Origin of the sequence: Plantactinospora sp. KBS50 (assembly GCF_002285795.1) — a bacterium.
Lineage (GTDB): Bacteria > Actinomycetota > Actinomycetes > Mycobacteriales > Micromonosporaceae > KBS50.
This window is the reverse complement of record NZ_CP022961.1, coordinates 3,308,498-3,330,258: the sequence shown is the minus strand read 5'-3', so window position 1 is coordinate 3,330,258 and position 21,761 is coordinate 3,308,498. Positions and strand designations below refer to the sequence as shown.

The 21,761-nt window shown below is 74.4% G+C and carries 17 protein-coding genes; 11 read left to right on the top strand and 6 right to left on the bottom strand.

Going from position 1 to position 21,761, the window contains the following annotated elements; translation table 11 throughout:
* Window positions 1–7: 7 nt before the first annotated feature.
* From CIK06_RS14885 to CIK06_RS14870, 4 genes are read left to right on the top strand one after another with little or no spacing between them, the layout of a single operon-like run.
* On the top strand, window positions 8–763 hold the full coding sequence (locus CIK06_RS14885) for an SRPBCC family protein (RefSeq protein ID WP_095565330.1): 756 nt from the start codon (window positions 8–10) through the stop codon (window positions 761–763).
* Window positions 756–1,169 (top strand): cupin domain-containing protein, encoded by a 414-nt coding sequence (locus tag CIK06_RS14880; protein ID WP_095565329.1) that lies wholly within the window; start codon window positions 756–758, stop codon window positions 1,167–1,169. The genes CIK06_RS14885 and CIK06_RS14880 overlap by 8 nt, the downstream gene beginning before the upstream one ends.
* Entirely contained in the window at window positions 1,166–2,437 is a 1,272-nt protein-coding gene (locus CIK06_RS14875) for a beta-ketoacyl synthase (protein WP_095565328.1), read from the top strand. The genes CIK06_RS14880 and CIK06_RS14875 overlap by 4 nt, the downstream gene beginning before the upstream one ends.
* Complete coding sequence (locus CIK06_RS14870; protein WP_095565327.1) at window positions 2,434–3,672, top strand: beta-ketoacyl synthase N-terminal-like domain-containing protein; 1,239 nt, start codon at window positions 2,434–2,436, stop codon at window positions 3,670–3,672. The genes CIK06_RS14875 and CIK06_RS14870 overlap by 4 nt, the downstream gene beginning before the upstream one ends.
* Window positions 3,673–3,758: 86 nt before the next feature.
* Here the strand turns inward: CIK06_RS14870 and CIK06_RS14865 are convergent, their stop codons facing one another.
* A complete protein-coding gene (locus tag CIK06_RS14865) occupies window positions 3,759–5,150 on the bottom strand; it encodes a hypothetical protein (RefSeq protein WP_095565326.1) in 1,392 nt (463 codons plus the stop codon).
* A gap of 279 nt (window positions 5,151–5,429) precedes the next feature.
* Between CIK06_RS14865 and CIK06_RS14860 the strand changes: the two genes are divergently transcribed.
* A complete protein-coding gene (locus tag CIK06_RS14860; protein WP_095565325.1) occupies window positions 5,430–6,389 on the top strand; it encodes a serine/threonine-protein kinase in 960 nt (319 codons plus the stop codon).
* A 13-nt stretch (window positions 6,390–6,402) separates the two neighbouring features.
* On the opposite strand, the gene CIK06_RS31065 is transcribed toward CIK06_RS14860, so the two are convergent.
* The 4 genes from CIK06_RS31065 to CIK06_RS29390 all read right to left on the bottom strand — a co-directional run bounded on the left by CIK06_RS31065 (window position 6,403) and on the right by CIK06_RS29390 (window position 10,593).
* Window positions 6,403–6,852 carry a L,D-transpeptidase gene (locus CIK06_RS31065; RefSeq protein ID WP_232534226.1) on the bottom strand — a complete coding sequence of 150 codons (450 nt, stop codon included), beginning with the start codon at window positions 6,850–6,852 and terminating at the stop codon, window positions 6,403–6,405.
* Window positions 6,849–7,640 (bottom strand): Ig-like domain-containing protein, encoded by a 792-nt coding sequence (locus CIK06_RS31060; protein WP_232534225.1) that lies wholly within the window; start codon window positions 7,638–7,640, stop codon window positions 6,849–6,851. Before CIK06_RS31060 ends, CIK06_RS31065 begins: the two co-directional genes overlap by 4 nt.
* 141 nt (window positions 7,641–7,781) lie before the next feature.
* Window positions 7,782–9,833 carry a cytochrome c oxidase assembly protein gene (locus CIK06_RS14850; protein ID WP_095565324.1) on the bottom strand — a complete coding sequence of 684 codons (2,052 nt, stop codon included), beginning with the start codon at window positions 9,831–9,833 and terminating at the stop codon, window positions 7,782–7,784.
* A gap of 19 nt (window positions 9,834–9,852) precedes the next feature.
* A complete protein-coding gene (locus CIK06_RS29390; protein ID WP_157756758.1) occupies window positions 9,853–10,593 on the bottom strand; it encodes a copper resistance CopC family protein in 741 nt (246 codons plus the stop codon).
* Between the two features lie 253 nt (window positions 10,594–10,846).
* Here CIK06_RS29390 and CIK06_RS14840 point away from each other — a divergent pair, with 253 nt between their 5' ends.
* The 5 genes from CIK06_RS14840 (at window position 10,847) to CIK06_RS14820 (ending at window position 19,739) form a co-directional block, all read left to right on the top strand.
* Window positions 10,847–12,616 (top strand): thiamine pyrophosphate-dependent enzyme, encoded by a 1,770-nt coding sequence (locus tag CIK06_RS14840; RefSeq protein ID WP_095565323.1) that lies wholly within the window; start codon window positions 10,847–10,849, stop codon window positions 12,614–12,616.
* On the top strand, window positions 12,613–15,729 hold the full coding sequence (locus CIK06_RS14835; RefSeq protein ID WP_232534224.1) for an FAD-binding and (Fe-S)-binding domain-containing protein: 3,117 nt from the start codon (window positions 12,613–12,615) through the stop codon (window positions 15,727–15,729). The genes CIK06_RS14840 and CIK06_RS14835 overlap by 4 nt, the downstream gene beginning before the upstream one ends.
* Window positions 15,730–15,733: 4 nt before the next feature.
* Window positions 15,734–16,813, top strand: a complete 1,080-nt coding sequence (locus tag CIK06_RS14830; RefSeq protein ID WP_095567842.1) for an enolase C-terminal domain-like protein — start codon at window positions 15,734–15,736, stop codon at window positions 16,811–16,813.
* A gap of 17 nt (window positions 16,814–16,830) precedes the next feature.
* On the top strand, window positions 16,831–17,196 hold the full coding sequence (locus CIK06_RS14825; protein WP_157756757.1) for a hypothetical protein: 366 nt from the start codon (window positions 16,831–16,833) through the stop codon (window positions 17,194–17,196).
* An 80-nt stretch (window positions 17,197–17,276) separates the two neighbouring features.
* Window positions 17,277–19,739: a low temperature requirement protein A gene (locus tag CIK06_RS14820; RefSeq protein WP_095565321.1), complete on the top strand. Its 2,463-nt coding sequence runs from the start codon at window positions 17,277–17,279 to the stop codon at window positions 19,737–19,739.
* A 125-nt stretch (window positions 19,740–19,864) separates the two neighbouring features.
* On the opposite strand, the gene CIK06_RS14815 is transcribed toward CIK06_RS14820, so the two are convergent.
* A complete protein-coding gene (locus CIK06_RS14815; RefSeq protein WP_095565320.1) occupies window positions 19,865–20,422 on the bottom strand; it encodes a DUF421 domain-containing protein in 558 nt (185 codons plus the stop codon).
* Window positions 20,423–20,687: 265 nt separating this feature from the next.
* Between CIK06_RS14815 and CIK06_RS14810 the strand changes: the two genes are divergently transcribed.
* The gene (locus tag CIK06_RS14810; RefSeq protein ID WP_095565319.1) at window positions 20,688–21,707 is read left to right on the top strand and encodes an SDR family oxidoreductase; all 1,020 of its coding nucleotides are present in this window, start codon (window positions 20,688–20,690) and stop codon (window positions 21,705–21,707) included.
* Window positions 21,708–21,761 lie beyond the last annotated feature (54 nt).

Genomic DNA, 21,761 nt, shown 5'->3' with positions numbered 1-21,761 from the left:
GGAACGCATGACCCTCGAACACACCTCGCGGCGGGCCGCCGGGCCCGCCGAGATCACCGAGATCCTGGTCCGGCACTGCGGGCTGGATCCGGACGCCGCCGCCGCGGCGCCGGCCGCCTCGCTGGCCGACCTGGGGATGGATTCGCTGGCCCTGCTGGAACTCCAGGCGGTGGTCAGCGACCGGTACGGGGTGCTGCTGCCCGAGCGGGCCGCCCTGCTCAGCATCGCCGAGATCGCCGACCTGGTCGCGCGGCAGAGCGACCGGTCCGGCTCCCCGGCCGGGCACACCGACAACTCCGTGGTCATCGCCGCGCCGTTCGAGCTGGTCTGGGAGCTGACCAACGACGTCCCCGGCTGGCCCACCCTGTTCACCGAGTACGCCTCGGCGGAGGTGCTGCGGCGCTCCGGCGACACCGTGCTGTTCCGGCTCACCATGGTTCCCGACGAGGCGGGCGTGGCGTGGAGCTGGGTGAGCGAGCGCACCGCCGACCGCGACCGCCGGGAGGTGCGGGCGCACCGGGTGGAGACCGGACCGTTCGAGTACATGCGGATCCACTGGAGCTACGCCGAGGTGCCCGAGGGCACCCGGATGACGTGGGTCCAGGACTTCGCCATGCGCCCGGACGCGCCGGTCACCGACGCCCAGATGACCGAGCGGATCAACACCAACAGCCGGTTGCAGATGGAGATCATCCGGCAGCGGATCGAGGGCGTCGCGCGGCAGCACCCGGCGCGCAGCAGCGGGGGAGGCCGCGATGAGTGACCGGTCCGGGGTGGTGGCCGCCCGCGACGTACCGGCCGACCGGCGGCGCGGCGCCGAACTGCGGGTCCTGCTCGGACCCAGGACGGTCGGCAGCACCTCCGGCTTCCTCGGGGTGGCCAACCTGCGCCCGGGGGAGCGGATCGCCGAGCACTACCACCCGTACAGCGAGGAGTTCCTGTACGTCGCGTACGGCGCGATCGTGGTGGACCTCGACGACGTGCCGGTGCCGGTGGCCTCGGGCGAGGCCCTCTACGTACCCGTGGGCACCCGGCACCGGCTGCGCAACGTCGGCACCCAGGCCGCCGAGGTGATCTTCCACCTCGGGCCGCTGGCACCCCGCCCCGAACTCGGCCACGTGGACACCGAGACCGCCACCCCGGCGGTACCCGCGGAGACATCGCCGTGAGCGGGCGGCAGGCGGTGGTCACCGGCGTGGGGGTGGTGGCGCCCGGCGGCACGACCCGGGACGAGTTCTGGGCCACCCTCACCGCCGGGCGCACCGCCACCCGGCGGATCAGCCTCTTCGATCCGTCGCCGTTCCGCTCCCAGGTGGCCGCCGAGTGCGACTTCGACCCGGTGGCCGCCGGGCTCAGCGCCGCCGAGATCGAGCGCTGCGACCGGTACGTCCAGTTCGCCCTGGCCGCGGCGCAGCAGGCGGTCGCCGAGAGCGGCCTGGACCTGACCGGCGCGCTGCGGGAGCGGGCCGGGGTGGTCCTCGGCTCGGCGGTGGGCGGCACCACCGCGCTGGAGCGCGAGTACGTCGCCGCCAGCGACTCCGGCCGCCGCTGGCTGGTCGCGCACGAGGACACCAGCCCGTTCCTCTACGCGGCGCTGATGCCCAGCAGCCTGGCCGCCGACGTGGCCTGCCGGTACCACCTGCACGGACCGGCGCAGGTGATCTCCACCGGCTGCACCTCCGGGATCGACGCCATCGGCTACGCGGCACAGCTGATCGCCGACGACGAGGCCGACGTGGTGCTGGCCGGGGCCTCGGACAGTCCCATCTCGCCGGTCACGGTCGCCTCGTTCGACGCCATCCGCGCCACCACCGCGGACAACGCCGACCCGGCGCACGCGTCCCGCCCGTTCGACCGGGACCGCACGGGGTTCGTGCTGGCCGAGGGGGCCGCGGTGCTGGTGCTGGAGGAACTCGGCCACGCCCGCCGCCGCGGCGCGCCCATCCGGTGCGCGGTCGCCGGCTACGCCAGCCGCAGCAACGGCTACCACATGACCGGGCTGCGTCCGGACGGCGTGGAGATGGCGCTGGCCATCACCGACGCGCTGAACCAGGCCCGGCTGGACCCGACCGAGGTCTCGTACGTCAGCGCGCACGGCTCCGGTACCCGGCAGAACGACCGGCACGAGACGGCCGCGCTGAAGCGGGCGCTCGGACCGGCCGCCTACGGCGTCCCGGTCAGCTCGATCAAGTCGATGGTGGGTCACTCGCTGGGCGCCATCGGGTCGATCGAGATGGCGGCCTGCGCGCTGGCCATCGACACCGGCGTGGTGCCGCCCACCGCCAACTGGTCGACCCGGGATCCCGAGTGCGACCTGGACTACGTGCCGAACACGGCCCGCGAGGTCGACGTCGAGGTGGCGTTGTCCGTGGGCAGCGGGTTCGGCGGGTTCCAGTCCGCGCTGGTGTTCCGGCGTACCCCGGAGACGGCCCCGTGAGCGCCCGCGCCGTGATCACCGGCATCGGCGTGGTGGCGCCCACCGGGATCGGGGCCGACGCGCACTGGAAACGGGTGCTCGCGGCCGAGCAGCGGATCGGCCGGATCACGCTGTTCGACCCGACGCCGTACCCGAGCACCCTGGCGGGGGAGGTTCCCGACTTCGACCCGCAGTCCTGGACCGACAACCGGCGCATCGTGCAGACCGACCGGTGGACCCATCTCGGCTTCGCCGCCACCCGGCTGGCGCTGGCCGACGCCGGCCTCGACGGGCCCGGCCCGGACCCGTACGCGGTCGCGGTCACCCTGGCCAGCGCCAGCGGCGGGAACCTGTTCGGGCAGCGCGAACTGCAACGGCTGTGGAGCCAGCCGGCGCGCACGGTCGGGGCGTACCAGTCGATCGCCTGGTTCTACGCCGCGAGCGTGGGCCAACTGTCCATCGCGCACCAGTTCAAGGGCCCGTGCGGGGTGCTGGCGGCCGAGGCGGCGGGCGGGCTGGACAGCCTGGCGCACGCGGTCCGCACCATCCGCCGGGGCACTCCCGTGGTGATCGCCGGCGGCACCGAGTGCCCGCTCAGCCCGTACGCGCTGGCCTGCCAGCTTCGCAGCGGGCTGCTCAGCACGGCCAGCGACCCGGCGCGGGCGTACCTGCCGTTCGACGCCGGTGCCGGCGGCTACGTCCCGGCCGAGGGCGGCGCGGTGTTCGTGGTGGAGGACCTGGAGCACGCCCGGTCCCGCGGCGCGCCGGTGATCTACGGCGAGGTGCTGGGCTGGGGCAGCACGCACGACGGCGGGCACACCGACCCGGCCGGACCGCCCGGCGCCGGGCAGTACGCCCGGGCCATGGAGCTGGCGCTGCGCCGGGCCGGGGTGCAGCCGGCGGACGTGGCCCTGGTGGTGCCGGACGCGCTCGGCGTGCCCGGGTACGACCGGGCCGAGGCGCGGGCGGTGCGCGCGGTGTTCGGCCCGGTCAGCCCGCCGGTGACCACCCAGAAGCCGCTGACCGGCCGGGCGCACCAGGGCGGCGCCGCGCTGGACGTGGCCACCGCGCTGCTCGCGTTGCGGCACGACCTGCTGCCGGCCACGGCCGGCCTGCAACGGCCCGCTCCGGGCTGTGAACTGGACTTCGTCCGGGAACCCCGCCGGCCGCGGGGCGACGTGGCCCTGGTCGGCGCCCGCGGCTTCGACGGGTTCAACAGCGCGGTGCTGCTGCGGGGCTGGCCGGCGGACGGGTGAGCCCGACCGCCGGCCGGTGCCGGCGGGACCCGCGGCCGGTGGGCCGGCCGCGGGCGGGCGCGCCGGGTGTGGCGCGCCCGGACCGCTCAGCTGGCGCAGTGCTGCGGACCCACGGCGACGAGCGCGGCCAGCGGGCAGACCGTCACCAGCGGGTAGTACGGCCCCATCACCGCCGCGGCGGTCTCCACCGGGGCGTCCACCGGCACGTTCTGCACGGCCTCGGCGAAGTCGGGGACCGGTAGCAGGTTCCGCAGCAGGACCATGTGGGTGGACTGCGGGTAGCCGGTGGAGAAGGGCAGGAAGGTGACCTGATCGACCGCCTCGATGGTGGGCCGCTGCTCCTCGGTGCCGATGACGTAGGCGTAGTTGCCGTGGCGGTCGAGCCGCGTCTCGTCGTCGTAGCGGCACCCGTAGCTCGCCGGCCCGTCGTCGAACCGGTTGATCACCACCGGTTTGACCTGGCCGCCCAGGTTGGTGCACATCGACCAGTAGCGGACGTCGGCGTTGCGCTGCGGCCACGTCCCCGGGTGGGTGCCGGAGGCGGCCCGCGGTGCCCGGCCACGGATCACCACCACCTCGTCCGGCCCGGGCGGGGAGATCCAGGCACCCAGGTACGCGTTGTCCGGGTTCGGGGCGAGGTTCTCCAACTCCGAGGTGCGGGCGAACAGTTGGCTGCCCGGATCGACGGGTCCGCCGGGGTGACCGTGGCCGGGTCCGCCGGGTCCGCCGGGGTGGCCCGGTCCGCCGGGATGATCGGGATGACCCGGCCCGCCCGGGTGACCGGGTCCGCCCGGCCCGCCGTGGTGATCAGGGTGGCCCGGCCCGCCCGGTCCACCGGGGTGGCCGCCGTGCGAACCCGCGCCGCCGGAGCCGGACGTACCGCCGGAGCCGAGGGCCAGCGCGGAGCCCGACGTGCCGGCGGACCCGGAGGTGCAGGCGGGCAGGGTGGTCGCCACCCCGGCCTGCTCCAGCGTCACGCTGGGCAGCAGCACCGCCGCGTCGCCCCCGGTGGGCAGGTACACCCGGAAGATCACCGACGCCTTCTCCCCGGGCAGGGCGTCGGCGCGGGCCAGCGGAAGGAGGTTGCGCTGTTCCGTGGTCACCTCGGGGTTGATCGTGAGGGTGAACCGGCCGCCCGGCGGTCCGGGCGTCTGCCAGGGGTTGACGCTGCCCGGATCGGGGTCCACCAGGTAGTCGGGCAGGTTGGAGTTGACACCGTCCCGGGTGAAGGGCGCGGGCTTGTCGTCGTAGACGCTGAAGGACCAGTAGCGGGCGTCCGGATACACCCCGGAGATGGTGATCCGCAGATCCGGGGTCACCGGATAGATCGTCGACCAGTAGGTCGCGGCGGTGTCCGGCCAGTAGGCGTTGAGACCCGTCGCCCCGTATTTCGGCGACCACGCGCAGTCGGGCATCTTGACCGCGGAGGCCGGCGCGCCCGGTGCGGCGGCGGGAACCGCCGCGATGGACACCACCATGGTGATCAGCCCAATCGTCGCCAGGATCGATCGGCTGACACTCAGCGTCGTATGACGGGTAACGGAAAGTGTCATGTCGAGGACTTGACCACGAGGATGTGTCAACGAGGTTACCGTCGAGTTCGACCGGCTCGACTTCTGTCCTGATCGGACAATCATGGCCGATCGGCCGAGTCCCGGCCGACAACGTGTTTGCGCCGGTCACCGCCCGGGTAGCGATGCACGAAACCGGCACCGGTCAGGAAGCGGCGCCGCAGACGGAAGGGTCGGGGGCGGCAGATGCCGGTGTTGGACGGGCGGTACCGGCTGGACCGCCGGATCGGCACCGGGGGCATGTCCGAGGTCTGGTGCGCGCACGACGAGGTGCTGGACCGCCCGGTCGCGATCAAGCTGATCACCCTGCCGTACGCCGACCGGGCGACCGTGGCGGCGGCGGTCGAGCAGGTCCGCGCCGAGGCGCGGGCCGCCGCCCGGCTGGCCCACCCGAACATCGCCAGCGTGCACGACTTCGGCCTGGCCCCGGTGCCCGACGGGCCGGCGGCGCCGTACATCGTGATGGAACTCGTCGACGGCCAGACGCTGGCCGGCCACCTGCGCGGCGGCGCGCTGGACTGGCGGATCGCCGCGCGGGTGTGCGCCGAGGTGAGCGCCGCGCTGGCCGCGGCGCACCTGCACGGCATCGTGCACCGCGACGTGAAGCCGGCGAACATCCTGCTGACCCCGGCCGGGGTCAAGGTGCTCGACTTCGGCATCGCCGCCGCGATCGGCCAGCGCGACCCGGTCGCCGAGGGCGAAGTGGTGGGCACCCCGGCGTTCGTCGCCCCGGAACGGCTCAACGGGGTCGGCGCCACCCCGGCCACCGACGTGTACGCGGTGGGAGTCCTGCTCTACGTCTGCCTGGCCGGTCGGCTGCCGTGGCCGGTACACGCCGAACCGGACCGGCCGCTGTCGCACGTCTACCGCCCGCCCGAGCCGCTGCCGACGGTCGCCGGGCTGCCCGCCGACGTGGCGGCGCTGTGCCTGCGGTGCCTGAGCGCCGACCCGGCCGCCCGGCCGACCGGGGTGGCGATGGCGCTGCTGCTCGCGGCCGCCGTGGAGGCGCAGGTCTACGTCCCGGTCCCCGGCCCGGACCTGAGCCTGCCGGTGCGGCGGCACACCGAGACCGGGCAGCGCTGGCGTGCGCGGACGGCGCTGGACGCGCCCACCGAGGCGGCCGGGCGGCATCGCGCGCCCGGCTGAGGAGCGGATCAGCTCACCAGTTGCTCCACGAGATCGTCCAGTCCGCGACGCCATCGCCCGGACCGAACTTGCGGGGCGTGTTGCGCACGTCGACCACGTCGCCCACCTGGAACGTGTCGTAGAACCACTTGGCGTTGGACGGCCCCACGTTGATGCACCCGTGCGAGGTGTTGCGGTTGCCGTGCGCCGAGATGTTCCAGTCGGCCATGTGCACGAACTCGCCGGTGTAGGAGATCCGGTTGCAGAGCTGGATCTCCTCGTCGTAGTAGTTCGGGTCGTTCTTGTCGGTGACGCCGTAGCTGGCCGAGGTCATCCGGTAGGTGCCCTGCTTGCTGATCAGGACGTGCGGGCCGGAGGCGGTCCAGTAGTTGACCGTCTTGCCCTCGGGGGTCTTGGCCGTGCCGCCCTTGCCCATGCTGACCGGGATGTCGCGGACCAGCTTGCCGTCGATGTAGCACTTCATCCGGTGGGTCTTGGCGTCCGCGATGGCGACCCGGGACTTGCCGATGGTGTAGTGGGTCGCCGCGTTCTCGCCGTAGACCCCTTGCCGAGGTCGACGCCGTGCAGCTTCACCTCCACCGAGATCTTGGTGCCCGGGGTGAAGTACGTGGCCGGACGCCAGTGCGCGTTCTGCCCGTCCAGCCACCGCCACCGGCCGGCGACCGGCGGGGAGGTCTCCACCTGCATCGCCTTCTCGGCCTCGTCGCGGTTGCGCACCGACCGGCTGAAGTGGACCATCACCAGTTGCCCGACGCCGTACGTGCCGCCGCGCTTGAGCGCCGCGAGGGCGCTGGCCTGGAAGGTGACGTCGGCGATCGTGGTCGGCTTGAGCGTCTTGAAGCTGCTGGTCTCCTCGCTGTCCACGCCCAGTGAGTCGGACATGGTGACGGAGACCTTGTAGGTCTTGTTGTAGCCGAGGGTGCCGGTCGAACGCCAGGTGGTGCCGTCGTCGTCGAGCCGGCCGGCCACCCGCTGGTCACCGGCGGCCACGGTGACCTCCTTGAGCGTGCCGTTGGCCACGGTGACCACGACCGGTTCGGTCGGGGACACCTTTGTGGCATCCGCCGCCGGAGTCACGGTGAGGCTCACCGGCTCGGCCGACGGAGACGGCGAGTCGGTGGACCCGGCCGGCCCGTTCCAGCTCGCGTTCCGCGGCTTGTCGCCGTCGCGGCAACCCGCGGTCAGCCCGACCAGCGCAAGGCTGGCGGCCGAGCCCGCGCCGAGCGCGACGACGTTCCTGCGAGTGACCATCAGATTCCTCCCGCGCGGAATCGTACTGGCATTCGGACCCGGGTGCGTGACCCGGGCTCGGCCGTCGGGTCGCGGTCCGGTAACGACGGGGTGAACCGGCCCGGCGGGCGGCCGGTGACGACACCGACGCGACACGCCCGGTTACCGACCGGCGGACCGGCTCTCCCGGTCGGCCGCCGCCGCGGCGGCGAGGAACGCGTTGTAGCGGGCGAGTTCGTCCTCCTCGCCGGTGGCCGCGGCCCGGTCGGCCGCCCGGTCGAGACGGGCCTGTTCCCGCTCGTCCGACCGGATCCACTGGCGCACCAGCACCAGCATCACGATGGCCGCCGGGATCTCGCCGAACGACCAGGCGATGGCCGCGCCGAGGTGCTGGTCGGCCAGGGGCGACGCGGCCCACGGCGGGTGCAGCGGCGTGTACCACTCGGGGGCGATCAGCGCGTTCGACTGCATCAACACGATGCCGAAGAAGGCGTGGAAGCTCATCGCCGCGAAGTGGATGATGACCAGCAGCGGCGCGGCCAGCCGGCGGCGGCCCGGGTCGACCCCGACGAGCACCCAGAACAGCAGGTAGCCGCTGACCACGAAGTGCAGGAGCATGCCCAGGTGGCCCAGGTGGTAGCGCATCAGCGTGCCCAGCAGGTCGCTGAAGTAGAGGCCGTAAAGGCTGGCCGTGTAGATGCCCAGCGCGACCAGCGGATGGGTCAGCAGCCGCAGCACCCGGCTGTGGATCACCGCCAGCAACCAGTCCCGCGGGCCGCGGACCTCGGGATCGTCGGGCCGGCGCAGCGCGCGCAGGGCGAGCGTCACCGGTGCCCCGTTGACCAGCAGGATCGGCACCGCCATGGACAGCACCATGTGCTGGGCCATGTGGGCGCTGAACAGCACGTACGCGTAGCGGGCGAAGCCGAGGTCGGTGACCGCGGCCAGCAGCGCCCAACCGGCCAGCCAGCACGCGGTCCGGGCGACCGGCCAGGCCACCCCGGCCCGGTGCAGCCGCAGCACCCCGATCAGGTACGCGCCGACCGCGAACACCGTGGCGGTGAGGAAGAACATGTCCGGCAGCACGTTGCCGAGCAGGTTCGCGGCGCTGGGCGCGGCCGGCATCGGGAAGCCGATCAGGCTGGTGATGGGATCCGGGTCCACCGGGTTGGTCGGCACCGGGGTGGGGCTGCGGGACAGCGCCACCGCGAGCCCGAAGGTCGCGCCGAAGGTGACCAGTTCCCCGCCGGCCAGCCGGCGGAAGGCGCCCGGCCGGCCGGCGCGCAGCGCCGGCAGGGTCCGCGCGCGGTGCATCGCGCCGAGCGTGCCCAGCAGCACCAGCGCGGCGAGCTTGCCGAACACCAGCACGCCGTACCGGGACCCCCACAGTTCGCCCCAGGTGCCGAGCCGGACCCACGCGTTGGCGATGCCGCTGACCGCGACGCAGCCGAAGCAGACCAGCGCCAGCCGGCTGTAGCGGGCGGCGGCCCCGGCGAGCACGTCGGTGCGGCGCAGCGTCAGCAGGCCGGCCAGCCCGCCCACCCAGAGCGCCGCGCTGGCCACGTGCAGGGCCAGGCTGGTCACCGCGACCTGGTGGTTGCCGGCCCCGGCGGCGTGCCCGGTGAACGCCGGTGGCAGCACGGTGATCAGCGCCAGCACGGCGGTGGCGGCGGCCCGGTTGCGGGAGACGCCGCTGCGCGACAGCGCCGCCAGGACCAGGGCCAGGCCGGCCTGCCAGGCCAGCGACTGCCCCTGGGACACCGACACCGCGAAGCTGGCCACCATCCCGGGCCGGATCTGGTCGACCGGCTGGCCGAGCAGGTCGGAGAGGGTCAGCACCAGCAGGGCCACCGCGGCCAGCGCCCAGCCGAGCGCCACCGGCGCCACCCGGCGCAGCAGCAGGTACCCGCGCGCGGACACGCTCGGCCCGTCGCCGGGCAGCAGGAACGCCGCGGTCACGCTCAACCCGACCGCGGCGGTGGCCAGCACGTCCAGGGCCAGCCGGACCACCGGCAACCCGACCGAGGTGAGCCGGCCCGGCTCCGGCAGGCCGGGTATCGAGCCGGTGAGCCCGTGCCCGAAGGTCAGCGCGAGGAACAGCACGGCCACCGCGGCGGCGCCGATCACCGCGGGCAGCCACCACCGCGGTCGCGCCCGGGCGGGTACGCCGGGCCGGGTCCGTTCGGCCGGTGCGGTCGCTCCGGTCGTGCTCATGATCCGTAACCCCCGTGTCTCACCAGTCCGCCCGGCCCGGGGGCCGCCGGCGTCGCCGGGGCCGCATGGCCAGCGGCTGCAACCCGTCCGGCGGCGGGGGCGGCGGGTTGTTCATCCGGCGCCGCGCCAGCGTAACGGCCAGGGTGGCGGCGACCAGGCCGAACGCGCCCAGTACCAGCCACTCCACCACGGAGGTGTGGCGCGGCGGGGCGGTCGAGCCGGGACCCGCGACCGCCGGGTCGGCGGACGGGCTCCCGCTCGCCGTCGCGCTCCCGCTCGCGCTCGCCGTCGCGGTGCCGGTGGCCGACGGCGACGCGCCGGCCGGCTGCTGCCCGGCCGGCAGCGCGACGGTGAACCGGAACTCGCCCTGCACCGGGTGGCCGTCCGCCGAGACGGTCCGCCAGGCGACCCGGTACGCCCCGTTGTCCAGCGCGCGGGTCTGCTGGTGCACGGCGGTGTCGACGACCCGGGCCGCGCCCTGGGAGTAGGACCCGCCGTCCGGCCCGGAGACCACCACCACGGTGTACGAGCCGCGGACCATCTCGTTGAAGGTCAGGGTGACCTCCTGCACGGGCTCGCCGACGGTGGCGTCCGCGGCCGGCTCGGTGTGCAGCAGGGCGGCGTGCGCCGCGGCCGGCCTGCCCGCCGCGGCGACGAACAGCGCGGCCGTGACCACCGACAGCGCCAGCAGCGCACCGAGCCGGGCGCCCACCCGGCGGGTCCGCCGCCCGCCGCGGGCGGGGTCGCGTCTTTCTGGCATGGCTACATAGTCGTCCCCGCCGGCGGCCGGGTTCCCGCCACCCCCCGGTACGGCCGGCCGGATCACATCCGCGGCCCGGCCGGACCGGGCCGCCCGGCGGGCCGGCGGGCCGGTCCGGTTGGGCCGCCCGCTGCCGGATACCGCGCCGGTTGGGCGCGGCGTGACTTTTCGCGGCCGGCGCCCGCGTTTGCCGGTATCGGCCCGGGGTACGCCCCGCAGCAGTCGAGACGGAATGCGGAAGAGGTGGACGCGGATGAGGGAGATCGTGGGGGAGAGCCTGGCCCGCCGGCTCGTCGAGTGGGGCGTGGACACCGTCTTCGGCCTGCCGGGCGACGGCATCAACGGCCTGATGGAGGGCTTCCGCCGGCAGCGCGAGAAGCTCCGTTTCGTGCTCGTGCACCACGAGGAGGCCGCCGCGTTCATGGCCACCGGGTACGCCAAGGCGACCGGCCGGATCGGGGTGTGCGCGGCGACCTCCGGGCCGGGCGCCATCCACCTGCTCAACGGGCTCTACGACGCGAAGCTGGACCACGTGCCCGTACTGGCGCTCACCGGCATGCAGGAGACCTCGGTGCTCGGCTCGCACTACCAGCAGGAGGTGCAGACCACCCACCTCTACCAGGACGTCGCCGACGCGTACAACCTGATGGTCACCAACCCGCAGCAGATGCCGGCCGTGGTGGACCTGGCGATCCGCGGCGCCCTGTCGAAGCGGACCGTGGCACACCTGACCTTCCCGAACGACATCCAGGTCGCCGAGGCGGCGGACGACCCGTACCGGCACGTCAGCCCCGGGACGCCGCCGGCCAGCATGCCGCTGATGTCCCGGCCGGCGCTGCCGGCCGCCGAGGAGGAACTGCGTCGCGCGGCCGAGGTGCTCGGCGCCGGAAAGAAGATCGCCATGCTGGTCGGCGCGGGCGCGCAGGATGCCCGAGACGAGGTGCTGGCGGTGGCCGAGGTGCTGGGCAGCCCGATCGTGAAGACGCTGCCCGGCAAGCACGTGGTGCCCGACGACCATCCGCTGACCACCGGTGGGCTCGGCCTGCTCGGCACGAAGCCCAGCGAGGAACTGATGGAGGAGTGCGACACGCTGCTGATGGTCGGCACGTCCTACCCGTACGGCAAGTACCTGCCCGAGCCCGGCAAGGTGCGGGTGGTCCAGATCGACACGGACGCCAGCCTGATCGGCATGCGGCTGCCGGTGGCCGCGCCGGTGAACGCCGACGCGCGGCTGGCGCTGCGCGCCCTGCTGCCGCTGCTGTCCCGCCGGGAGAAGCGGTCGTTCCTGGAGAAGCACCAGAAGGGCATGTCGGCGTGGCGCCGGGACATGGCGGCGTTGCAGGACGGCGACCGGGAACCGATCGCGCCGCAGTACCTGATCGGCTGCGTGGACGCGGCGGCCGCCGACGACGCCATCCTGACCTGCGACTCCGGCACCATCGCCACCTGGGCGGCGCGCCACTGGACGATCCGCGGCGACCGGCGGTTCTACCTGTCCGGGAACCTGGCCTCCATGGCGCCGGGCCTTCCGTACGCCATCGCCGTGCAGCACGCGTACCCGCAGCGGCAGGTGATCGCGTTCGTCGGGGACGGCGGCTTCGCCATGCTGATGGCGGAGTTCCTCACCGCGGTCCGGCACGGCCTGCCGATCAAGGTGATCATCAACAACAACAACTCGTACGGGCAGATCCTGTGGGAGCAGATCATCCTCGGCTACCCCGAGTACGCGGTCCGGCACCGCCAGCCCGAGCCGGACTTCGCGGCCTGGGCCACCGCCTGCGGCGGGTACGGCGTCAAGGTCAAGCGCCCGGGCGAGGTGGCCGACGCGGTGCGGACCGCGCTGGCCCACCCCGGGCCGGCGCTGGTGGACTGCGACGTCAACCCCAACGAACCGCCGATGCCCGGCAAGGTCGAGTACGACCAGGCGAAACACTTCACCGAGGCGTTCCTGCGCGGCCAGCCGCACAAGGCGGCGACGCTGGCGACGGTGGCCCGCGACAAGATCAACGAGCTGCGGTCGTGACCCGGGTCGCCGCACCGCCGGTGCCGCTGCCCGACCCCGTCCTGCGCCCGCCGGAGCCCGCCACCGGGGTGGACCTCGCGACGCTGGCGGCCGACCTGCGTGCCGAGGTGGACGGCGAGGTCCGGTTCGACGCCGGTTCCCGCGCCGCGTACTCCACCGACGCCTCCAACTACCGGCAGCCACCGCTGGGCGTGGTGCTGCCGCACACCGTCGAGGCCGCGGTGGCGGCCGTGGCGGTGTGCCGCCGGCACGGTGCGCCGCTGCTGTCCCGCGGCGGCGGCACCAGCCTGGCCGGCGAGTGCACCAACACGGCCGTGGTGATCGACTGGTCGAAGCACTGCAACCGGCTGATCGAGGTGGACGCCGCGGCGCGCACCTGCCTGGTCGAGCCGGGCATCGTGCTGGACTCGCTGAACGAGCAACTGGCCGGGACCGGCCTGGAGTTCGGCCCCGAGCCGGCCACCCACGACCACTGCACGATCGGCGGCATGATCGGCAACAACTCGTGCGGCGCCACCGCCCAGCGCACCGGCAAGGTGGTGGACAACGTCGTCGAGCTGGAGGTGCTGCTCTACGACGGCACCCGGATGTGGGTGGGCGAGACCAGCGATGAACGGTACGCGCAGATCCAGCGCGACGGCGGCCGGGTGGCCGAGGTCCACCGGCAACTGCGGGCGGTCCGCGACGAGTACCTTGCCGAACTGCGGACCCGGTACCCGGACATCCCCCGCCGGGTCTCCGGCTACAACCTGGACAGCCTGCTGCCGGAGAAGGGCTTCCACCTGGCGCAGGCCCTGGTCGGCTCCGAATCGACCCTGGTCACCGTGCTGCGTGCCCGGCTGAAGCTGGTTCCGGTGGTCAAGGCCCGGTCGCTGGTCTTCCTCAACTACCCGGACATCGCGGCGGCGGCCGACGCCGTACCGAAGATCCTGCCGCACCGGCCGGTCGCCCTGGAGGGCATGGACCACAAGCTGCTCGGCTTCGAGCGGCGCAAGGCCCTCAGCCCGCAGGCGCTGCGGAACCTGCCCGAGGCGGGCGGCTGGCTGATGGTCCAGTTCGGCGGCGACACCCGGGCGCAGGCCGACGCCGCCGCCGAGCGGATGCTCGACGACCTGCGCCGGGAGGGCGGGCCGGGCGTGCACCGGTTCGAGAACGAGGCGCAGGAGCAGCAGATGTGGGGCGTCCGGGAGAACGGGCTGGGCGGCACCGCACACGTACCGGGAATGGCCCCGACCTGGCCCGGCTGGGAGGACTCCGCGGTCGCCCCGGAGCGGCTCGGGGACTATCTGCGCGAGCTGCGGACGCTCTACGACGAGTACGGCTACCAGGAGGCGTCCCTGTACGGGCACTTCGGGCAGGGCTGCGTGCACACCCGCATCCCGTTCGAGCTGCGCACCGCGCAGGGGGTGGCCGCGTTCCGGTCGTTCGTGGAACGCGCGGCCGACCTGGTGGTGCGCTACGGCGGCTCCTTCTCCGGCGAGCACGGTGACGGGCAGGCCCGCGGCGAGCTGCTGCCGAAGATGTTCGGCGACCGGCTGATCCGGGCGTTCGGCCAGGTCAAGGCGATCTTCGACCCGGACGACCGGATGAACCCCGGAAAGGTGGTCGCGCCGTACCCGCTGGATCACCGGCTGCGGCTGGGCGCCGACTACCAGCACGGCGACGTCTCGACGGTGTTCCGCTACCCGGACGACGGCGGCAGCTTCGGCAACGCCGTGCTGCGCTGTGTCGGCGTCGGCAAGTGCCGCCGCGAGCACGGTGGGGTGATGTGCCCGTCGTACATGGCCACCCGGGAGGAGGAGCACTCCACCCGCGGCCGGGCCCGGCTGCTGTTCGAGATGCTGGACGGCACGGCGCGCGGCGGGGTGATCGCCGACGGCTGGCGTTCCGACGCCGTCCGGGACGCGCTGGACCTCTGCCTGGCCTGCAAGGGCTGCAAGGCCGACTGCCCGGTGAACGTGGACATGGCCACCTACAAGGCGGAGTTCCTGTCCCACCACTACGCCGGCCGGCTGCGGCCCGCGGCGCACTACTCGATGGGCTGGCTGCCGCTGGCCTCGGCCATCGCGTCCCGGGCACCGCGCCTGGTCAACCTGCTGGCGCACACGCCCGGACTGACCACCCTGGCCCGCGCGGTGGGCGGGATCGACCAGCACCGGGCGATCCCGCTGTTCGCCGGGCAGACCTTCCAGCGCTGGTTCGCGGGGCGGCCCCCCGGCGGCGACGGCTCCCGCGGCGAGGTCGTGCTCTGGCCGGACACCTTCACCAACCGGTTCCACCCGGACATCGCCCGGGCCGCGGTCGAGGTGCTGGAGGCGGCCGGCTGGCGGGTCCGGGTGCCGGAGCAGCCGGTGTGCTGCGGGCTGACCTGGATCTCCACCGGCCAGTTGGACATCGCCAAGCGGGTCCTGCGGCGTACCGTGCGGACGCTGCGACCGCACCTGCGGGCCGGGACGCGGGTGGTCGGCCTCGAACCGAGCTGCACCGCGGTCTTCCGGTCGGACGCGCACGAGCTGTTCCCCGACGATGCGGACGTGCGCCGGCTCGCCGAGCAGACCGTCACGCTGGCCGAACTGCTGCACGAGCACACCCCGGGCTGGCGGGCGCCGCGACTGGACCGGACCGCGCTGATCCAGACGCACTGCCACCAGCACGCGGTGCTCGGCGTCGACGCCGACCGCGAGGTGCTGCGGGCCGCCGGTGTGCGGCCGGAGTTCCTCGACTCCGGCTGCTGCGGGCTGGCCGGCAACTTCGGCTTCGAGAAGGGCCACTACGACGTGTCGATGGCCTGCGCCGAACGCGTGCTGCTGCCCGCGGTGCGCACGGCGGACGAGCGGGCCGTGGTGCTGGCCGACGGGTTCAGCTGCCGTACCCAGATCGAGCAGGGCGACGCGGGCGGACGCCGCGCGGTGCACCTGGCCGAACTGCTGCGCGCCGGGCTGGCCGGCGTGCCGGCCGGCGGCCGGCCGGAGCGGGACTGGTCCCGCCGGCCCAGCGCGCCGCCGGGCTGGCTGCGGGCCGCGACCGCGGGCGGGCTGGCCCTGGCCGGTGCCGCCGCCCTGGCCGTCGGCTGCGCCGCGGTGCGGCGTGGGGTACGCCGGCCGCGGCGGTGACCCGGTGCGGCTGAGCGCCAGCGCCTACACGGTGCCCACCGACGCCCCCGGGGGCGACGGCACGTTCGCCTGGTCGCAGACCACCCTCGTGCTGGTCGCGGCCGAGGCCGACGGGCAGACCGGGCTGGGCTGGACGTACGGCCCCGCCGCGGCCGCCCGGGTGGTGGCCGACGAACTCGCGCCGGTGGTGACGCGGCGGGATCCGGACGACGTGCCGGCGGCCTGGTCGGCGATGCGCGCCCGGCTGCGCAACGCCGGCCGGCCCGGCATCGGCGGCCTGGCCCTGTCGGCGGCCGACTGCGCCATCTGGGACCTCAAGGCGCGCCGCTGGAACATGCCGCTGGCCCGGCTGCTGGGGGTGGCCCGCAGGGCGGTCCCGGTCTACGGCAGCGGCGGCTTCACCACCTACGACCCGGGGCAGCAGCACCGGCAACTGGCCGGCTGGGTACACGAGCAGGGCATCCCGCGGGTGAAGATCAAGATCGCCGAGTCGGCCGGCACGCAGGTGCGGCGCGACCTGGACCGGATGGCCGCGGCCCGGGCCACCATCGGCCCGGACGCCGAGCTGTACGTGGACGCCAACGGGGGCTACGGCCGCAAACAGGCGGTCCGGGTGCTGCGGGACGCCGCGGACCTGGACGTGCGGTGGTACGAGGAGCCGGTCAGCTCCGACGACCTGACCGGCCTGGGCCTGGTGCGGGACCGGGTCGACGCCGACGTGGCCGCCGGCGAGTACGGCTACGACCTGGCCTACGTGCACCGGATGGTGCCGCACGTCGACTGCCAGCAGGTCGACGTCACCCGGTGCGGGGGGATCAGCGAGTTCCTGCGGGCCGCCGCCGTGGCCGCCGGCGCCGGGCTGGAGGTCTCCGGGCACTGCGCCCCGCACCAGCACCTGGCCGTGGCGGCCGCGGTGCCCAACCTGCGGCACCTGGAGTGGTTCCACGACCATGTCCGGATCGAGGGCATGCTGTTCGACGGCGTCGCGGACCCGACCGGCGGGACGGTCGGGGTGAACCTCACCGCACCGGGCACCGGTCTCACGTTCCGGGCGACCGACGCCGAGCGGTACCGGGTGGCGTGATCGGAAGCGGGGGAGCGATGACAGGAATGCCGCAACCGGCGGTCCGGGCCGGCGCGGTCGCCCGGATGATCTGGGGTGCCGCGTTGCTCGCGGTACCCGGCACCGTGCTGCGGGGCCTCGGCGGGCGCCGCAGCGAGCTGGCCGTCGCCACGCTCCGGGTGCTCGGCACCCGGCAGTTGGCCCAGGGCGCGGTGACCGTGGTCCGGCCGTCCGCCGGCGTGCTGGTGGCCGGCGCCGTGACCGACGTGCTGCACGGTGCCTCGGCCGTGCTGCTGGCCGGGCTGGACCGCCGGCAGCGCCGGCCGGCGGTCACCGAGGCCGCGCTGGCCGCCGGCTGGTTCGCGATCACGGTCGCCGCCCGATCCCGCCCCGGCGGCCGGTAACCACCCGTAGCCGTGGCCGGTAGGCGGTACATTCCGCCAATCGGCCCCACATCCGCACTGGTCGGCGGCAGATTGGACGGGTGGCCGCAGACCAGGGCCCCGGGCGGGCGATCCAGCCCGCGGTCCAGCATCCCGGGGTGACCCGGCTGGAGCTGTTTCTCGACCTGATCTTCACGTACGCCTTCCTCAACGTCAGCGGGATCGCCGCCGTCAAGCTCGGCCCCTCGGACGTGCTGCACGGGCTGCTGCTGATGGCGCTGCTCTGGCGCTGCTGGGCGGCGTACGCGTGGCTGGGCGGCACCGTGCGGACCGACCGGGGCGTCGTCCCGCCGCTCGTGTTCGGGCTGGCCACGATCCTGTTCATCCTCGCCGTGACGCTGCCCGAGGCGTTCGTGGACCGCGACGGCGGGCTGTCCGGGCCGATGGTCTTCGCGGCCGGCTACGTGGTGGCCCGGGCCGGCGCGCTGATCCTGCTCAACGCGGCGCACGAGATGCGGTCCGGGTGGCGGCGGATGCTGCGAACCTGGTCCCCGCTGCTGGTCGCCGGCCCGCTGCTGTTCGCGGCCGCGCTGCTGCCCCCGCTGCTGCCCACGCCGGTGCTGGGCGAGACGGTCCGGTTCGGCCTGATCATCCTCGCCCTGCTGATCGAGTACGCCGGCCCGGCCATGCGCCGGGTGGAGTCGTTGCGGATCAGATCCGGCGGGTACTGGGCGGAGCGGCACGGCCTGATCATCATCGTCGGCGTCGGCGAGACGATCATCTCGATCGGCGGCAGCCAGGGGACGGCCTTCGCCCAACCGATCACCTGGCGGGTCATCATCGGGATGGCGTGCGGGCTGGTGATCGCCGCCCTGCTCTGGTGGCTGTACTTTGACCTGGCCCGGTTCGGGGCCGAGGCGGCGATGGAACGCGCCACCGGGGTGGCCCGCAGCCGGCTGGCCCGGGACGCCTACACCTACCTGCACTTCCCGCTCATCGCCGGCCTCATGCTGCTGGCCTTCGGGCTGCAGCACACGCTGGCCGGGTTCACCTTCCCGGGCGAGGACGGCAGCCGGCTGGGGCCGGTGGTCCTCTACAGCGGCGTGCTGCTCTTCCTGGCCGGCCTGATCGGCTTCGAACGCCGCACCCTGGGCATCCTCGGCCGCTCGCCCATCCTCGGCTTCGCCCTGGTGCTGCTGGCCCTGCCGGTGGCCGACCGGGTGCCGCGGCTGGCGCAGTTGCTGCTGGTGGTCGCGGCCGTCGCGGCCATGGTGGTGGCCGACCGGACGGTGTTCCGGGCGCGGCACGGCGAACTGCACCGGATCGCCGATCCGCTGGCGGCCCAGACCGACGGCGTCACGCCCAAGGAACTCTTCTTCGACCTCGTCTTCGTCTTCGCCTTCGTCCAGGTCACCACGCTGATGGCCGGCGACCCCACGACCGGCGGCCTGTTCCGCGGCCTGGCCGTGGTCACCATGCTCTGGTGGGGCTGGTCGGGGTACGCCAGGTTGACCCACCGCGGCCCGCCGGAGCGGGGCACGCTGCTGATCCTCGTCGTGGCGGCCGCCAGCGTGCTGGTGCTGACGGTGGCGATGTCGCAGGCGTTCAGCGCCGGCATCGGCGGGCTTCCCGGTCCGGTGGTCTTCGCCGGCGCGTACGCGGTGGTCCGGCTGCTGGGTATGGCCGCCGAGTTGTTCTACGCGCCCTGGCGGGCGCTGCGGCACCGGCTGGTGGTGGCCGTGCCCACGGTGGTCTCGGTGACCGCCATCCTGGTCGCGGCGCTGCTGCCGGTGCCGAACGGGGACATCCGGACGCTGCCGCCGGCCCGGGTGGCGCTCTGGCTGGCCGCGATCGCCGTCGACGCGGTGGGGGTGGCCCTCCGGTCGCCCCGCCACCAGCGGATCCGGTCTCCCGAGCACTGGTCCGACCGGCACGCGCTGATCATCATCATCGCGCTCGGCGAGGCGGTGATCTCGATGGGCACCGCGGTGACCGACACCCCGATCTCGGCCCGGATCATCGTGGCCCTCGCCTGCGGCACCACCCTGCTGGGAATGCTGTGGTGGGCGTGTTTCGGGCTCGACGTGCTGGCCGGCGAGCGGGCCCTGTGGGCGTACCGGGGTCGCCGGCGGGCGGCCCTGGCCCGGGACGCCTACACCTACCTGCACCTTCCGGTGATCATCGGCATCGTGCTGGTGGCGCTCGGCCTGCGCAAGACCCTCGGCGGGCTGGGCGCGGCGGGCCTGTTCGGCTTCGGCGGCGTGCTGGATCCGGTGCCGCACCTGGCGCTCTACGGCGGCGTCGTCGTCTACCTGCTCGCCGGGGAGGCGATCTGGTGGCGCTCGGGGCAGCGGATCCGGCCGGTCCGGCTGACCCTCGCCGCCGTGCTCGGCGTGCTGGCACCGGTCACCTCGGATCTCCCGGCGCTGCTGGCCCTTTTCCTGCTCACCGGGGTCGTGGCGGCCTTCCTGGTGCTGGACACCGTGATGTCCCGGGAGGTCCGCCGCGAATTGGGCGCGGCCGGGGTCGGCCAGCGGGCCAGCATCGGCCGGCAGGCCGGCTGAGCGCCCGGCACGCGGCAACCGTCCGATCGCCGCGGGCCGCGCCGCGGTCCCGGACCGGCCGTTGGCGTCGGCGCCGCCGGGGTCCGGGCCGTTGGTGTCGGCGCCGCCGGGGTCCGGGCCGCCGGTCAGGGCCGGTCCGGGCCGCGCGGCACCGGCCGCACGTACGGTGCCGACGCGGCCAGGGCCGAGGCCACCGGCTCCTCGTCGGTCGGCGCGGACCAGCCGACCACCGAGAAACGGCCCCGCGTCTCGTAGAACACGTAGCGGACCTCGGCGAGCCGGGCCACGCCGTGCTGGCGCAGCGCGGCGTACAGGTCGGCCTCGACCAGCCCGGCCCGGCGCAGCGCCACGGCGATCACCCGGCCCTCGTCGACCAGGCGCTGGATGGGCCGGTCCACCATCCGGCGGGGCACCGGCCGTCGCCGCAGCCGGGCCACCAGCTGATGCGCGGCGACGAGGCTGACCAGGGCGACGACGCCCACCAGCAGGCCGGTGTCGCTGGCCGTGGCGGTGCGGCCGAGCACCGCGCCCACGCTCACCATCGCGACGAAGTCGAACGGGGCCAGTTCGGCCAGCGTCCGCCGGTCCGTGATCCGCAGCAGGGCCAGGACGGCGAGAAAGAGCAGCACGGCCTTGAGCGCCGCCTGCCACAGCCGCGCCGGGTCGGCGAGCAGCCACGCCATGCCCCCACCCCTCGGTCGCGCTCCCCGCGCCGGGTCGGCCGGTCCGGGTCGGCCGGTCCGGGTCCGCCGCAGGCGCCCGGCGCCCCGCCGGTCCGGGTGGCCCCGCGGGTCCGGGTGGCCCTGCGGGTCCGGGTGGCCGGGCGGGTCCGGATGGCCGCCGGCTACCCGCGGCGGCGCGGCTGACACGTCGGCGCGGCCCTGATGATTACCGCGCCCGGCAGGGGGAAGACGGCCCGGACGGTCGGTGTCCGAAGGGGGAGACGGTATGGGCGCGGCACGGCACTCACAGGTCGCGGTCGTCACCGGCGCCACCGCCGGGGTGGGCCGCGCGGTGGTCCGCGAGCTGGCGGGCCGGGGGATGCGGATAGCCCTGCTCGCCCGCGGCTCGACCGGTCTGGAGGCGACGGCCGCCGAGGTCCGGGACGCCGGCGGGGTGGCGCTGCCGATCGAGACCGACATGGCCGACCACCGCCAGGTGGAGGCCGCCGCGGCGCGGGCCAGCGCCGAACTGGGTCCGATCGACCTGTGGATCAACGACGCGTTCACCTCGGTCTTCGCGCCGTTCGTGGAGATCGGGCCGGAGGAGTTCCGGCGGGTCACCGAGGTGGCCTACCTCGGCTACGTGTACGGCACCCGGGCCGCGCTGGACCGGATGCTGCCCCGCAACTCCGGCACGATCGTGCAGGTCGGTTCGGCGCTGGCGTACCGGTCCATCCCGTTGCAGTCGGCGTACTGCGGCGCCAAGCACGCGATCGTCGGGTTCACCGACTCGCTGCGGACCGAGCTGATGCACTCCGGCACCCGGGTGCGGGTCACCCAGGTGCATTTGCCGGCCGTGAACACCCCGCAGTTCGACTGGGTGCTGTCCCGGCTGAGCCGGCACGCCCAGCCGGTGCCGCCGATCTACCAGCCCGAGGTGGTGGCGCGGGCCATCGCGTACGCGGCCGAGCACCCGAACCGCCGGGAGTACTGGGTGGGCGCCTCCACGGTGGCCACCATCCTGGCCAACCGGATCATTCCGGGTCTGCTGGACCGCTATCTGGCGCGTACCGGGTTCGGCTCGCAGCAGACCGACGAGCCGGCGGACCCGCGGCGCCCGGCCAACCTCTGGCACCCGGTCGACGACGGGCGGGGCACCGACTTCGGCGCGCACGGGTCGTTCGACGACCGGGCGCACCGGCGCAGCCCGCAGGTCTGGCTGTCCCGGCACCGCCCGCTGCTGGCCATGTCCGCGGTCGCGGCCGGCGCGGCCGGCGCCGCCGTCGCCGCGGCCCTGCGGCGCTGACGGCGGCGTCGTTTCGTCCCTCGGTGGCCGGCCCGGCTATTGACGATGGTGGTT

Coding starts and splice junctions, on each gene's coding strand:
- CIK06_RS14840 (WP_095565323.1), top strand. CDS start 10,847: ATGAGGGAGATCGTGGGGGAGAGCCTGGCCCGCCGGCTCGTCGAGTGG.
- CIK06_RS14880 (WP_095565329.1), top strand. CDS start 756: ATGAGTGACCGGTCCGGGGTGGTGGCCGCCCGCGACGTACCGGCCGAC.
- CIK06_RS31060 (WP_232534225.1), bottom strand. CDS start 7,640: ATGGTCACTCGCAGGAACGTCGTCGCGCTCGGCGCGGGCTCGGCCGCC.
- CIK06_RS14815 (WP_095565320.1), bottom strand. CDS start 20,422: ATGGCGTGGCTGCTCGCCGACCCGGCGCGGCTGTGGCAGGCGGCGCTC.
- CIK06_RS14865 (WP_095565326.1), bottom strand. CDS start 5,150: ATGGTGGTGTCCATCGCGGCGGTTCCCGCCGCCGCACCGGGCGCGCCG.
- CIK06_RS29390 (WP_157756758.1), bottom strand. CDS start 10,593: ATGCCAGAAAGACGCGACCCCGCCCGCGGCGGGCGGCGGACCCGCCGG.
- CIK06_RS31065 (WP_232534226.1), bottom strand. CDS start 6,852: ATGAAGTGCTACATCGACGGCAAGCTGGTCCGCGACATCCCGGTCAGC.
- CIK06_RS14810 (WP_095565319.1), top strand. CDS start 20,688: ATGGGCGCGGCACGGCACTCACAGGTCGCGGTCGTCACCGGCGCCACC.
- CIK06_RS14825 (WP_157756757.1), top strand. CDS start 16,831: ATGACAGGAATGCCGCAACCGGCGGTCCGGGCCGGCGCGGTCGCCCGG.
- CIK06_RS14850 (WP_095565324.1), bottom strand. CDS start 9,833: ATGAGCACGACCGGAGCGACCGCACCGGCCGAACGGACCCGGCCCGGC.
- CIK06_RS14885 (WP_095565330.1), top strand. CDS start 8: ATGACCCTCGAACACACCTCGCGGCGGGCCGCCGGGCCCGCCGAGATC.
- CIK06_RS14860 (WP_095565325.1), top strand. CDS start 5,430: ATGCCGGTGTTGGACGGGCGGTACCGGCTGGACCGCCGGATCGGCACC.